Annotated in this window: 14 protein-coding genes; 12 read left to right on the forward strand and 2 right to left on the reverse strand. The window is 40.0% G+C overall.

Going from position 1 to position 14,736, the window contains the following annotated elements; genetic code table 11:
* The first annotated feature begins 137 nt into the window (after positions 1-137).
* The 7 genes from dnaG (at position 138) to MKY07_RS05685 (ending at position 7,603) form a co-directional block, all read left to right on the forward strand.
* Positions 138-1,967, forward strand: coding sequence for a DNA primase (gene dnaG / locus MKY07_RS05655; RefSeq protein ID WP_339264053.1), 1,830 nt, complete (start codon positions 138-140; stop codon positions 1,965-1,967).
* A gap of 30 nt (positions 1,968-1,997) precedes the next feature.
* Entirely contained in the window at positions 1,998-3,125 is a 1,128-nt protein-coding gene (gene rpoD, locus MKY07_RS05660) for an RNA polymerase sigma factor RpoD (RefSeq protein ID WP_008403109.1), read from the forward strand.
* 171 nt (positions 3,126-3,296) lie between these two features.
* Positions 3,297-3,851, forward strand: a complete 555-nt coding sequence (locus MKY07_RS05665; RefSeq protein ID WP_065217016.1) for a hypothetical protein — start codon at positions 3,297-3,299, stop codon at positions 3,849-3,851.
* A gap of 186 nt (positions 3,852-4,037) precedes the next feature.
* On the forward strand, positions 4,038-5,174 hold the full coding sequence (locus MKY07_RS05670; protein ID WP_339264054.1) for an acyl-CoA dehydrogenase family protein: 1,137 nt from the start codon (positions 4,038-4,040) through the stop codon (positions 5,172-5,174).
* 150 nt (positions 5,175-5,324) lie between these two features.
* A complete protein-coding gene (locus tag MKY07_RS05675) occupies positions 5,325-5,663 on the forward strand; it encodes a cytochrome c (RefSeq protein WP_087615306.1) in 339 nt (112 codons plus the stop codon).
* A 126-nt stretch (positions 5,664-5,789) separates the two neighbouring features.
* A complete protein-coding gene (locus tag MKY07_RS05680; RefSeq protein WP_339264055.1) occupies positions 5,790-6,485 on the forward strand; it encodes a tRNA (adenine(22)-N(1))-methyltransferase TrmK in 696 nt (231 codons plus the stop codon).
* Positions 6,482-7,603 (forward strand): Nif3-like dinuclear metal center hexameric protein, encoded by a 1,122-nt coding sequence (locus MKY07_RS05685; RefSeq protein ID WP_339264056.1) that lies wholly within the window; start codon positions 6,482-6,484, stop codon positions 7,601-7,603. Before MKY07_RS05680 ends, MKY07_RS05685 begins: the two co-directional genes overlap by 4 nt.
* Positions 7,604-7,676: 73 nt before the next feature.
* Here the strand turns inward: MKY07_RS05685 and MKY07_RS05690 are convergent, their stop codons facing one another.
* The gene (locus MKY07_RS05690) at positions 7,677-8,645 is read right to left on the reverse strand and encodes a 4-hydroxy-3-methylbut-2-enyl diphosphate reductase (RefSeq protein WP_339264057.1); all 969 of its coding nucleotides are present in this window, start codon (positions 8,643-8,645) and stop codon (positions 7,677-7,679) included.
* A 196-nt stretch (positions 8,646-8,841) separates the two neighbouring features.
* On the opposite strand from MKY07_RS05690, the gene MKY07_RS05695 reads away from it, so the two are divergent.
* Entirely contained in the window at positions 8,842-9,120 is a 279-nt protein-coding gene (locus MKY07_RS05695) for a DUF1450 domain-containing protein (RefSeq protein WP_339264058.1), read from the forward strand.
* A 110-nt stretch (positions 9,121-9,230) separates the two neighbouring features.
* Positions 9,231-10,103: an SDR family oxidoreductase gene (locus MKY07_RS05700; protein WP_014824394.1), complete on the forward strand. Its 873-nt coding sequence runs from the start codon at positions 9,231-9,233 to the stop codon at positions 10,101-10,103.
* A 132-nt stretch (positions 10,104-10,235) separates the two neighbouring features.
* On the opposite strand, the gene vrrA is transcribed toward MKY07_RS05700, so the two are convergent.
* Complete coding sequence (gene vrrA / locus MKY07_RS05705; protein WP_014824393.1) at positions 10,236-10,760, reverse strand: VrrA/YqfQ family protein; 525 nt, start codon at positions 10,758-10,760, stop codon at positions 10,236-10,238.
* A 158-nt stretch (positions 10,761-10,918) separates the two neighbouring features.
* Between vrrA and MKY07_RS05710 the strand changes: the two genes are divergently transcribed.
* The 3 genes from MKY07_RS05710 to dacB all read left to right on the forward strand — a co-directional run bounded on the left by MKY07_RS05710 (position 10,919) and on the right by dacB (position 14,731).
* A complete protein-coding gene (locus MKY07_RS05710) occupies positions 10,919-12,229 on the forward strand; it encodes a DEAD/DEAH box helicase (protein WP_008408017.1) in 1,311 nt (436 codons plus the stop codon).
* A 69-nt stretch (positions 12,230-12,298) separates the two neighbouring features.
* Positions 12,299-13,186, forward strand: coding sequence for a deoxyribonuclease IV (locus tag MKY07_RS05715; RefSeq protein ID WP_008408018.1), 888 nt, complete (start codon positions 12,299-12,301; stop codon positions 13,184-13,186).
* 126 nt (positions 13,187-13,312) lie between these two features.
* The gene (dacB, locus tag MKY07_RS05720) at positions 13,313-14,731 is read left to right on the forward strand and encodes a D-alanyl-D-alanine carboxypeptidase/D-alanyl-D-alanine-endopeptidase (protein WP_339264059.1); all 1,419 of its coding nucleotides are present in this window, start codon (positions 13,313-13,315) and stop codon (positions 14,729-14,731) included.
* The last annotated feature ends 5 nt before the right edge of the window (positions 14,732-14,736 follow it).

Raw genomic sequence — 14,736 nt, forward strand, 5'->3', positions numbered from 1 at the left:
GTATAGTCTTTTTGTTTTATAATAATAAAATTGTGGTAAAAATATTTATTATAGGGTAATTACAAATTTATTAAAGAATTTTGTCGTATTATAGAGGAAATTTGTAATTTATCTCGAATACTGTAGATGGTGATAATATGGCTGGAAAAATACCCGAACATGTGATTGAACAAATTCGTTCGCAGTCCGATATAGTCGATGTCATTAGCGATTATATGCAGTTAACGAAAAGAGGGCGCAACTATTTTGGATTATGTCCATTCCATGGTGAGCAAACACCCTCTTTTTCCGTATCCAGCGATAAACAGATATTTCACTGTTTTGGCTGTGGGGCAGGAGGAAACGCCATTACTTTTGTAATGGATATGGAACATCTGTCGTTTCCGGATGCACTCATTAAACTAAGTCAACGTGCGGGAATCCCGCTTGAAATGGAATTGTCGACCGATCAATCGATGTCGAATTCGCCCATTTCAAAAAAAGAGCAGCAAATGCGAGAGGCTCATACGTTTGCAGTGGAGTTTTATCATCATATTTTAATGAATACAGAAGATGGCGAACCTGCATTAAATTATTTGCTTGAAAGAGGATTTACACGTGAGCAAATCGAAACACATCAGATAGGATGGGCGTTACCGAACTGGGACACGCTGTCCATCTTACTGGAGCGCAAAGGATATGATCCGGAAGAAATGGTCGAAAGCGGTCTGATCATTCGTAAAGAAAGTGATGATAGCTACTTTGACCGTTTCCGGGGACGGATTATGTTTCCGATTCGAGATGAAAATGGAAAAACGATTGCATTTTCAGGCAGGATTTTGAATTCCGATGGCGAAGATGCTAAGTACTTAAATAGTCCTGAAACGCCGATCTTCCATAAAAGTCAAGTACTTTATAATTTGGATAAGGCGCGGGCATCCATTCGTAAATCAAGACAAGTAATTTTAATGGAAGGCTTTATTGATGTTTTAGCAGCAAACCAGGCGGGCATATACAATGCTGTAGCAACGATGGGTACGTCTCTTACGCCCCAGCATATTACAAAGCTCAAACGCTTAGTTCAGCAAATTACGATTTGCTATGATGGTGATAATGCTGGTTTTGAGGCTGCCAAGCGCGCTGCACAAATGCTTCATCAAGAACAGATTAAAGTTGAGGTCGCTGTTTTACCAGATAAACTTGATCCGGACGAATATATTCGTACACACGGACAAGAGGCATTTAAAAATCAAATAATAGAAAAGCCGCACGCGTATATTGCATTTATGATGATGCATGCGAAACGCGGCAAAAATTTTCAATTTGAAAATGACACACTTCAATACATTCAAGAAGTTCTGGAAACATTAAAAAATAATACTTCTCCAACTGAACGTGATTTATACATTCGCCAATTGGCAAATGAAACGAATATTTCCCATGAGGCAATCAGCACCCAATTAAGAAAAATGGTCGCGGATAATGTAAAAGAGCAGAAACGCGATCAAAAAATGGTGGAAGAACCAACTGTCCTACTCCAAAGGGAGCGTAAAAAAGACGCAACAGACCGTGCCGAAAGTATACTTTTAGCACATATGTTGCATGATGTAAATATTGTGAATAAAGTTCTCAGAGAGGGAAATAACGAACCTTTCATCCATGAGGAATATTTATCCGTATTTGTACGTTTAATTGGTTTTTATGAAGAATATGAAATGGCTGATTTCCATCGATTCGTCGAAGTGTTGGATGATCATGATTTACGAAAAATCGTGATGGATGCTGCGTTACTTGAGCGTGACCCTGATAATGGTGAAGCGGAAATAATTGATTGTTTAAAGCAAATCGAAAAACGCCGATTAGAACTAAAGATTGAACAATTAAAGCACGATCAAAAAGAAGCAGAAAAAATGCATGAGCATAGACGAGCACTTGAGATTGCCCAACAAATAATTAACTTAAATAGAAAGATAAAAATGGGCGTTTAACGCGATTTGTTTTTAGAAGGAGGAAGGTTTATGGCGGACAAGTCAAAACATTCAAAAGATACGGTAGTGAACGGGGTTTCATTAGAGCAGGTAAAAAAGCAACTTTTAGCTAAAGCAAAACAGGTTGGCGAAATGTCAATGAAGGAAATCTCTGATACATTAGCATTTTTTGAACTGGAGAACGAAGAGATTTTCAACTTTGCCGATGAAATCGAAAAAAATGATGTAACAGTTGAAGGAAAAGAAGAATTTGAAGAAGAAGCACTTTCTAAGCAAGAATCAAGTGAAGAAGCTTTCGACTTAAATGATTTAAGTGTTCCTCCTGGCGTTAAAATTAATGACCCGGTACGTATGTATTTAAAAGAAATCGGACGTGTGGATTTACTTTCCGCAGATCAGGAAATTCGTTTGGCGGAACGTATTGAACAAGGTGACGAAGAAGCACGTAAACGTCTGGCAGAAGCTAATTTACGTCTTGTAGTTTCGATTGCTAAACGCTATGTAGGTCGTGGAATGTTGTTCTTGGATCTTATTCAAGAAGGAAATATGGGTCTGATTAAAGCAGTTGAAAAATTTGACCACCGTAAAGGGTTCAAGTTCTCGACTTATGCAACTTGGTGGATTCGTCAAGCGATTACACGTGCGATTGCAGACCAGGCCCGCACAATCCGTATTCCAGTACACATGGTTGAAACAATCAACAAACTAATCCGTGTACAACGTCAACTTCTTCAGGATTTAGGCCGTGAACCATCTCCAGAAGAAATTGGAGAAGAAATGGATTTAACACCTGAAAAAGTTCGTGAAATTTTAAAAATTGCACAAGAGCCTGTATCATTGGAAACTCCAATTGGGGAAGAAGATGATTCACATTTAGGTGATTTCATCGAAGACTCAGAAGCACAATCTCCTTCTGATCATGCAGCATATGAGTTATTGAAGGAACAGTTGGAAGACGTGCTGGATACATTAACAGACCGTGAAGAAAACGTATTGCGTTTACGTTTCGGTTTAGATGATGGCCGTACGCGAACTTTGGAAGAAGTAGGTAAAGTGTTTGGCGTTACACGTGAACGTATTCGTCAAATCGAGGCGAAAGCATTACGTAAACTGCGTCATCCATCTCGCTCAAAACGCTTAAAAGATTTCTTAGAATAAGCTAAACAGGAAAAAGATGAAGGAGTATTTTACTCTTCATCTTTTTTTGTGTAAATATAGCAGGTAATTACTATTTTCCAAGAATAATGGTATTGCTTTTTACCGATGTTGTTTATTCGTGAATTATTTACAATATGATGTAGCATATAAATACAGATTTGGAGCGAAACGATGTCAAATCCAAAAAAACAAATTATTATGAATGAAATCACGTTCTGGAAACAAAATAAAATGTTACCAGAACATTATTGCGATTTTTTGATGTCGCTTTATTCGGAAGGAAATCATCAAGAAGAGATTGAAGGAAAATCAAAAAATGCCGTCATAAATGTCGAAAAACGAAAAAACCGGAATCTATCGATGTTCTTTCCCATCAGCGCATTTGTTATGTTGCTACTGCTGTTTACAATGCAGTTCGAATGGGTTGTCATTGCTGTTGCCGCAGTTTTTGCAACAGGCTGTCTGATCGGGGCTATCTATTTTGCAAAAAGAAACCATCTCATGGCAGTAATGCTGCAGCTGGCGACCGCTTTAGCGATTTTAGGTGTAACATTGAAAGTGAGTACAACATATTTTGCCGGCAATAATGAAATGCTTTATATCATCCTTATTGTGAACTGTCTATTTTGGCTGTTAAGCGGTGTCATGCTGAAAATTATTTATTTTACGATCTCAGGCGTTCTTGGGTTAATTGCCATTATTAGTGCATGGATTTATTTCCTTTAGGAACATCAAAATAATACATAAACTTATACTATTCTTTTAAGCTATGCAGAAGAAATGAAACTTTTCTGTATGGCTTTTTTGTATCATTTTACAAAATACTCTGCAAAATACATATATTTTCTGTAAAAATACATATTTTTAGATTACAATAGAATTGAAATGAAATAGGCTGAGAGGATGAATGGTATGCATTTTGATTTAACAACTGAGCAAGCGATGTTACAAAAGATGATACGTGAGTTTTCGGATGAAGTAGTGGCACCAGGAGCAATCGAGCGTGATAAAACGAAAGCCTTCCCAGTGGAAATTTTTAAAGAACTATCCAATATGGGCATTATGGGTCTGCCATTTCCAGAACAATATGGCGGGGCGGGTGCAGATACAATCAGCTTTGCAATCGTTACCGAAGAGTTGAGCCGTACATGTGCTTCGACAGGAATTACATATTCGGCACATATTTCATTAGGCGGTGCACCATTGCATTTATTCGGTACAGAAGCGCAGAAGGAAAAATACTTAACGCCGATCTGTACAGGTGAATCATTCGGCGCATTCGGTTTAACAGAGCCTAATGCCGGTTCTGATGCAGGTGGGACAGAAACTACCGCTGTGTTGGATAATGGAGAATTTATCATTAACGGGTCGAAAGTTTTTATTACAAATGCAAGTTATGCCAAACATTTAGCGTTAACAGCTATTACAAATCGAGATGGAAACAAAAAAGAAATCAGCGCCATAATTGTACCGACTGATGCAAAAGGGTTTACGATTAAGTCGGAATACGAAAAAATGGGCTTAAATGCTTCGAATACAACGGAATTGATTTTAGAAAATGTCCGCGTTCCGGAAGAAAACTTACTTGGAGTCCGGGGGAATGGCTTTAAACAATTTTTAACGACGCTTGACGGCGGCCGGATCGGTATTGCGGCAATGGCAGTTGGAATTGCACAAGGCGCATTAAATAAAGCGGTCCAATATGCAAAAGAACGTAAGCAATTCGGAAAGGCACTGGCAGATTTTCAGGCAACGCAGTTTAAATTGGCTGATATGGAGGTAAAAATACAATTAGCGCGGACATTTGTGTATAAAGCGGCATGGTTGAAGGATCAGGGGCGTCCATTCGGCAAAGAGGCTGCTATCGCCAAATACTACGCTTCCGAGATGGCAATGGAAGTTTGCGATGAAGCCATTCAAATTCATGGCGGCTACGGCTATATGAAAGAATATGAAGTGGAACGCTTTTTACGGGATGCAAAACTGTTGGAAATTGGGGAAGGTACGTCTGAAGTACAGAAAATGGTAATTGCAAGACATATATTATGATAGAAATAGCAAATTGGTAAAATTGTTACAAAGCTAGTAAAACTTGTCCGTAAAGTCTTTCAGTTTTCTATAGAATCAAGTACAATTAATATTGTTTACTAGGCTAATGTCTAGCATGAAATAGAATATTTAATGAGGGAGGGGAACGCAATGAGAAACAATCCACTTATTCCTTACGTACTTATCATGGCATTCGGTATCGGACTAATTTTCTTCATGTCATTTGAGGGTGCAGCTGATAAAAACAGTGCGGACGGCGAACATTCAGGGGAAACTGCTGAATTAAATGGTGAAGATATTGCTCAAAAGAACTGTATTTCGTGCCACGGTGGTGATTTAACTGGTGGTGGAGGTCCTTCAATCGTTGGATTAGATGCTGAGCATATTAAAGATTACGCATTAAATGGTTCGGAAAACGGCATGATGCCGCCAGTTCTTAAAAACGAAGCGGAAGCAGATGCAGTAGCTGAGTATATTTCAGGTTTATAATGAATAGCCAAGTGCAGAAATGGAGTGATCCTGTTCTGCACTTTTTTGTATTCTGGAAAGAGACGTTTGTGTGAAAGTTCTATATAATAGGGGTAGTTTGTGATATAGAAAAGAGGATATATAAATATGAACGCACAAAAACTTTCAAAACGACTGGAAACGGTCGCTTCATTTGTACCGACAGGAGCAATTGTAGCGGATATCGGAAGTGACCATGCCTACCTGCCATGTTATTTAGTGCATAAAGGAATTGCTGCACGTGCAGTAGCGGGTGAGGTTGTAAAAGGACCTTATGAATCAGCTGTAAAACAAGTTCGCACAGAAGGCTTAACAAATAAAATTACAGTACGCATGGCAGATGGTCTGGCAGCTGTTGAAGAAGCGGATGAAATTACAGCCGTTACAATTGCAGGGATGGGCGGACCATTGATTGTGTCCATTTTAGAAAAGCATCCACAAGCATTAAAATCGGTAACCCGATTAATTTTACAGCCGAATATTCATGCAAAGGCCATCCGTGAATGGGCAATGGAAAATGGCTGGGCAATCCAGGATGAGGTCATTTTAGAAGAGGATGGGAAAATCTATGAGGTCCTTGTATTACAGCGCGGGGAAATGAAATTAAACGAAGCGCAAACTTTGCTTGGACCAAAGCTGATGGAAACAAAAGTACCTGTTTTCATTGAAAAGTGGTCACGTGAAATCGCGAATTGGCAACGTGTTCAACAAGCAATTTCAGAAGCGGAAAAAACACCTGAAAATCAGGAAAAGTATGAACAACTTACACATTACATTAAAATGGTACAGGAGGCGATTGCGTGAAATCCGTAAATGGCAACGAGATTATCCAAGTATTTGAATCATGGTCACCTAAAAAATATGCATGCATGCCGAATGATCCGATCGGCTTGGCCATTGGTACGTTAAATAAGCCTGTCACAAAAGTGCTTGTAACACTTGACGTGACAAATGAAGTCGTAGATGAAGCGATCGACAACGGCTGTGAGCTTATTATTGCCCATCATCCGCCGATCTTCATGAAGCTTTCGAACTTGCGTACAGATAATCCGAAAGGGGCACTGTATGAAAAGTGTCTGAAAAATGATATCGCAGTATATGCAGCGCATACGAATCTCGATGTAGCGCCAGGCGGGGTCAATGATTTACTGGCAGATGCTTTGCAACTGGAAAACCGCAAAATTCTGGAAGTGTCGTTCGAAGAAAAAATGATGAAGCTAGCCGTATTCGTTCCTGTGGATGATGCAGATGCTTTGCGTGATGTGCTGGCTAAAGCCGGAGCCGGTCGTTTAGGCCATTATGAGGCATGCAGCTATACATTGGAAGGTAAAGGCCGTTTTCGTGCAACAGAAGGAGCAGATCCGGCTGTAGGAGAGATCGGTGAGCTTCACATCGAGGAAGAGGAAAAAGTGGAAGTCGTGTTCCCGCAATCGATGAAAAATAAAATATTAAAGGCGATGCTAAACAACCACCCGTACGAAGAGCCTGCCTATGATCTGTTTACGATGGATGTTGATACGAATGCACAAGGACTTGGTCGAATCGGTAAGTTAAAACAACCAATGACATTACGGGAATTTGCTGAATTTGTGAAAGTGCAGTTGGACGTGCCTTGTCTGCGAGCAGTTGGACCTTTGGATCGTATTGTCCAGAAGGTTGCTGTTGTCGGAGGAGACGGCAATAAATATATTCGCACTGCAAAATATGCAGGGGCGGATGTATTTGTAACAGGAGATATCGGCTTCCATATGGCACAGGATGCAGAAGTGGAAGGCTTAAGCATTATCGATCCAGGTCACCATGTTGAAAAGGTCATGATTAAAGGCGTTGCAGAAAAAATGGCTTCTTTATGTGCGGATCAAAAATTGCCTGTTGAATTTATCCAGTCAAAAATTAATACAGAACCGTTTCAGTTTATTTAATCAGGAACAACAAAAAAACTCAATTTTCTCCGGTAGAAGAAAATTGAGATTTTTTAGGTTCGCTTGCTTGGCATTAGTAAGGCATAATTTTTTCAACTGGTTTTGGAGCTTTAATTTTCGGTAAAATTTTGTCCAAAGTTACGGAGCGTACGATTTCATGTGTTTCAGGATCATTTTTGTCGAACTTTTCCAAGAATGAAATGACTTCCTTAACGATTGGTGTCGGTGTTGAAGCACCTGCTGTTACTGCTACTGTTTCAACGTTTTCCAGCCATTCAATTTGCAGCTCTGAAATATCTGAAATGCGGTAAGATGGTGTTCCGGCAATTTCTACTGATACTTGTGTTAAACGGTTCGAGTTGTTCGATTTTGGATCGCCTACAACGATTAATAAATCGGAAGCACCGGCCTGTTCAGCTACTGCTTCTTGACGGACTTGTGTCGCCAGGCAAATTTCTTTATGCACTTCGACATGCGGGAATTTTTCTTTTAAACTATCCATCAGAAAAGCGACATCCCATTGACTCATCGTCGTTTGGTTTGTTACGAGAATTTTTTCGTTTTCAAAAGCAAGATTATCGATATCGTTCATCGATTGAACTAGGTGAACATGGTCTGGTGCAACACCGATTGCGCCTTCCGGTTCAGGATGTCCCTTTTTACCGATATAAATAATATCGTAGCCTTCTGCTGTTTTTTCGCGGATTAAGTCATGTGTCACCGTAACGTCCGGGCAAGTCGCGTCAATTGATACGAGTCCTTTACGTTTAGCGATTTCACGGATTTCAGGTGATACACCGTGTGCCGTGAAAATAACTGTGCCTTGCTCTACCTGTTCAATTATTTCTTTACGGTTGTCGCCATCAAGTGTAATGATGCCATCTTGTTCAAATGCATCTGTAACATGTTTATTGTGTACAATCATACCTAAAATGTAGATTGGTCTTGGTAATGTAGGATCAAGTGCAGCATTGCGTGCAATGACCATAGCGTCTACTACCCCATAGCAGTATCCACGCGGATTAATTTTAACAACTTTCATTTATACGTAACTCCTTTCAAAGCCCTGTAATTTCATTATATAGGACGTGTATGCTTTATTCAAAGTTCGCTTACTGAAATCTCTAGTAAATTCGATGGAAATGTCGCGATATTGCGAAGTAATCGCATAAGTACAGAATTTTGTGAACGTTTGCTATAATAGCAGAAATAAATAAAACGTAAAGTGGGGAAATGGGATGGCGTTTTCTTTTTTTAAGAGGAATAAATCAGTAGCTTTAAAAAATCAGGTGGAGTTTTGCATGACGAATTTATCGCTCGGCGCAGCAGATGTATATGATGTGCTGCTGGAGCGGGAAGATATTGAATTAACGGAGTCCGGCTGTACTTCAAACTGTGAAATTTGCGAATGTCATCTATTTGCGATTGTAAATGGTGAACTGATCAAAGCAGAAGATGCCGAAACACTCCTACAAAATGTGGTAAATGAGCTGAAAGAAAATTCAGTCTTGTTTTAAATTGCCTTGCCGGGGAAAAATATTACATAAATAGTTTTATGTGAACGGAACAATCGAAAACTTTTCACTAAAACTTTATAACAATATTTCAATAGAGGAGTGTTTCTTTCATGACAAACGTTGAAAATAAACAAGTTGGCGGTACACCCGCACAAACTCAGCCATCACAACCTGGAATCGAAAGCAAAATGAACCCATTACCAACACAGCCTTATGAATATTCGGGAAGCGATAAGTTAAAAGGCAAAGTGGCAATTATTACTGGCGGTGATTCAGGAATTGGCCGAGCGGTTGCCATTGCCTACGCAAAAGAAGGGGCAAATCTTGTTATAAACTATTTGGAAAAAGAGCAATCCGATGCAGAAGAAACGAAACAACTGGTTGAAAAAGAAGGCGTTCAGGCGATTCTTGTTGAAGGTGATATCGGTGATTATGAAACAAGTAAAAAACTTGTAAAGACAGCACTTGACCATTTCCAGCAAATTAATATTGTCGTAAATAATGCAGCGGTACAATATCCTGTCGATTCATTTTTAGATATTACGGTCGAACAATGGGACAAAACATTCCGTACAAATTTGGATGGTATTTTTTATTTATGCAAAGAAGCTGTTCCGCATTTGGGGCAGGGAGATTCTATTATATGTACGACATCGGTCAATGCCTACCGAGGCCATTCGATTTTAATTGATTATACATCGACAAAAGGTGCGATTGTGGGCTTTGTCAGAAGTTTAGCACAAAATATAGCTGATCGAGGAATCCGCGTAAATATGGTCGCACCAGGACCGATTTGGACACCATTAATTCCTTCTACATTCGATGCGGATCAAGTAGCGGAATTCGGTACTGAAACACCATTAAAACGCCCAGGACAGCCGAGTGAGCTTGCTGGGGCATATGTGCTGCTGGCATCTCAGGACGGAACATATATTACCGGCCAATGTATCCATGTAAATGGCGGCGGCACTATGTGCTCATAAGCATGATCCAAGGAGTATATTGATTCAGTAAGTATACACGGTTAAAAATAGAAAGCTACTCCATTACGCATATGAGAGGACTCGTAATAGAAACGAATCTGCACTTATTTGCTTGGGGTAGCTTTTATTTTGTTATTCAAATGGAGGCTGAAATATCTTCGGTAATGATGGTTTTGTCGTAATTTTCTCCTCAACTGGCTCCTGTTCTCGCCGGTTGCCTCGTGGATTTCCTCTTTCTCTCACTCTTTCTCTCTCTCTTGGCCGTTCCTGCGGCATTGAAACAGTAGAAGACTCCAGCGGGTCGGAAGTTTCTTTAAATCCTTTATATAAACGCCATAAAGCGGGCAGATTTTTAAACATTGGGGCTGCCTGCTGAATATATGGTGTGAACTTTTGGGCATTACTAAATAAAGAGTTTGCTCCTGATAAAAACCCTTCGAGCTTCGGTGCACCTGCTGCACCTTGCACAGCTGCCTGAGGTGGAATTGGCATTTGGTTCATAAATTGACTAGCTCCAGGAATAGCTCCTATTCCAGGAATCGGACCTCCTCCTGGACTCGGGCCTCGCATCATGTATGGTGCATACATTGGAAAACGTGGTGCAACCGGCATTTGATTCATCATTCCTTGAGGTGGAAAGTAATAAGGTGGGCGCATAATAAACTCCTTTCTAAAAATCGACATGATATTTCAATTTTCTTTCATAAATTCGTCCCAACAGTTTGACGTTGAAACTATTTACCGTTATGATATGCAGATGGTCACTTAAATGTACGAATTATGGTACAATAGGAAAGATGTAAGGAGGTACGTGAATGTCAAAATATACTGATTATCAATTCAAGCCATTTTTGCAGGACGCCATTGCAAAGCTTGGATTTACAGAGCCGACACCCATTCAAAAAGAAATGATTCCACTCGTATTAAAAGGTAAGAGTGCAATCGGACAAGCTCATACAGGAACAGGAAAAACACATAGTTTTTTATTGCCGATCGTAGAGCGTATTGTAGAAGAAAAACAAGAAGTACAGGCGGTTATCACGTCGCCGACACGAGAACTGGCACAACAAATTTTTGATGCGTTAAACCAGCTTGTTGAAGGAACGGAAATTTCAACAAAATTATTTATAGGCGGTACGGACAAACAACGTACAATCGACCGATTAAAAACACAGCCTCAAATCGTTGTAGGTACACCAGGTCGTATTAAAGATTTGGTGAAAGAAAATGCATTGCTTGTTCACACTGCGCCGATTTTAGTTGTCGATGAAGCAGATCTGGCATTTGACATGGGCTTCATTGAAGATATTGACGGCTTTGCGTCGCATATGCCTGAAAAGCTTGAAATGTTCGTGTTCTCAGCGACAATTCCAGAAAAATTAAAACCATTCTTAAAGAAATACATGGATTCACCGATCCATATTCATATGAATGATAAACGTCCGGTGGCGGAAGGCATTGACTTTGTATTAGTACCTGTACGTTCGAAGGCACGTAATACACGTTTACTTGAAGTAATTAAGGGAATCAATCCATTCCTTGCTGTTATTTTCTGTAACACACGTAAAAATGCAGAATCGGTAGCGAGCTTTTTAGCAGAACAAGGTATCCGTGCAGGACAAATCCACGGAGATTTAAGTCCGCGTGACCGTAAAAAGATGATGAAGCAAGTACGTGATCTTGAGTTCCAATATATCGTAGCAACAGATTTAGCTGCACGTGGTATTGATATTCAAGGGATTTCGCATGTTATCAACTATGAAATTCCGGAAGATCTTGAGTTCTTCATTCACCGTGTTGGTCGTACAGCACGTGCCGGCTCAAAAGGAACAGCTATTACGTTATTCCAGCCGGAAGATGAGGATGCAGTAGTACGCATCGAAAAAATGGGGATTCCATTTGTACAAAAAGATATTAAAAATGGCGAATGGTCTGACTTAAAAGACCGTCACCAGCGTGCAAGCCGTAAAGGTGAGCGTAAAGAAGATGAAATCGATGCAAAAGCCAAAGCCCTAGTACGTAAGCCGAAGAAAGTTAAACCAGGCTATAAACGTAATATGAAGTGGGAAATGGAAAAAGTGAAAAAACGCGAACGCCGTATTAAAGCGCGCCGCAACAATAACTAATTACACAAGGGGCTGCTTAGAATGATTTTTCTATGCAGCCTGTTTATTCGTTAAATGGAGGAAAGTAGAATGTTATTAGGTTCACATGTTTCGATGAGCGGAAAAAAAATGCTGCTAGGTGCCAGCGAAGAAGCATTAAGCTATGGTGCCAATACTTTTATGATCTATACAGGCGCACCTCAAAATACGCGCAGAAAGCCGATTGAAGAGCTGAATATTATGAAGGGCCTGCTCCATATGAAAGAGAACGGACTATCCAACATTGTTGTCCATGCACCGTATATTATCAATTTAGGGAATACGACAAAACCGGAAACTTTTGAGCTTGGCGTAAACTTTTTGCAGGAAGAAATTAAACGTACTGCTGCATTGGAAGCGACACAAATCGTACTGCATCCTGGTGCGCATGTCGGTGCAGGTGTTGATGCGGGTATTGAACGGATTGTAGAAGGTTTAAATGAAGTGCTGACACAGGACTACCCAGTACAGATCGCATTGGAAACGATGGCGGGCAAAGGCACTGAAATCGGTCGTACATTTGAAGAATTGGCACGTATTATCGATGGTGTGACAAACAATGAGCGCCTGTCGATTTGTATGGACACATGCCATATTCATGACGCCGGCTACGACGTTACAGGTGACTTTGACGGAGTGTTAAATGAATTTGATAAAGTCATCGGGTTGGATCGTTTAAAAGTACTGCACATTAATGATTCAAAAAATGTGCGCGGTGCTGGAAAAGACCGTCATGAAAATATCGGTTTTGGTGAAATCGGTTTTGAGGCAATGCACTATATTGTTCATCATCCACAGTTAATGCATTTACCGAAAATACTGGAAACACCATTTGTCGGTCCGGATGCAAAAAACAAAAAAGCGCCATATTTACATGAAATTGCGATGCTTCGCAATAGTGAATTCCAGCCAGCATTAATTGATGCAATGCGCGAATAATAAGAATAAGTAAAACATACTTGGCACAAATTTGATGCAAAGTATGTTTTTTTGCGTTTTTTATGACATAATTTGTTATAATGAGTTAACTGTAAATTAGCAATATTCAAAAGGAGGTATCAGTTGATGAAAAAAATATTTCAGCTCGTCATTTTGTTAGCGTTATTCTTTTCATTGCCTATTCAAAGTTTCGCATCGATTAATGGTGCGGTTACAACACATTTAGGGAAAAGTAATGCAGCAGTGACGATTCGTGACGCAGAGAGCGGGAAAATCGTCTATTCCCAAAACGGGGACAAACTGATGCGACCGGCTTCCAATATGAAATTAGTTTCCGGTGCTGCAGCATTGTCGATTTTAGGCGAGGACTATCGTTTTAAAACAAATTTATATATCGATGGAATTATTGTCAACGATACATTAAATGGAAATGTTTACATAAAAGGCAGTGGCGATCCGACATTAAAAAAAGATGACTTTTTAGAGTTTGCAAAAGAATTGAAGCGCATTGGCATTCGTACAATCAATGGTCATTTAATCGGTGATGATACAGCATTTACCGGCAGTACATTGCCACCGGGTGTTCTAAAGTCGGATGAGACGTATTACTTCGGTGCGCGTACTGCTGCGATTACGATGTCACAAAACAATGACTTTGATGCGAGTACAGTCATTATTACTGCAAAGCCTGGTAAAGTTGGAGCAAAACCGAGCTATTCGATTGAACCGAATTTAAGCGGTATGGTCATTTCCAACCAAGCAAAAACAGTTAGTAAAGGAAGTCGTAATACAATCACAATCAAGCGTGCCTACAATACAAACCGTATTATCATTTCCGGAAACCTGCCACAAGGGAGCAGTAAGAAGGAATGGGTAACATTGCAGGACCCGTCGAAAAACACAATGCAGGCAATTAAGCAGACGCTGCAAGGGACAGGTTTAAAATTTGTGAAGAGTTCGAAAGTGGAATTAGGAAAAGTTCCGCAAAAGGCAACATTGCTTTACACGAATGAATCACGCACGTTGGCAGCCATTTTCCCGGCATTTATGAAACTGAGCAACAACAGTATTGCCGATATTCTTGTAAAGGCAATGGGTAAGCAGCAGCTAGGTGAAGGCAGTACGAACAAAGGTGCCACGTTACTGAAAAAGTACAGTGCTTCATTGGATATTCCTGTGAACAACTGGCGTTTTGCAGATGGTTCTGGATTGTCCAATTCAAACCGTGTAACGTCAAACGGACTTTCGCAGTTATTGTACAAAGTTCAAAAAGAATCTTATTTCGGTACATTTTTTGATTCGTTGCCAGTCGCCGGCAATAAAGATCGCATGGTCGGCGGTACATTAAAAAGCCGTTTAACAAACAGTGCTTTGCAAAATAGAATTTATGCAAAAACAGGCTATATCCCGAATGTATATACATTATCAGGTTATATGAAAGGCCAAAGCGGAAAACAATATATCTTCTCGATCCTACTGGAAAATAAATCAAGTGGAAATGTATATATTGACCGTACAATGGCAGCGCTTGTAAAAAACTTATAGAGGGG

It is taken from the genome of Solibacillus sp. FSL W7-1472 (assembly GCF_037969775.1).
GTDB lineage: Bacteria > Bacillota > Bacilli > Bacillales_A > Planococcaceae > Solibacillus > Solibacillus silvestris.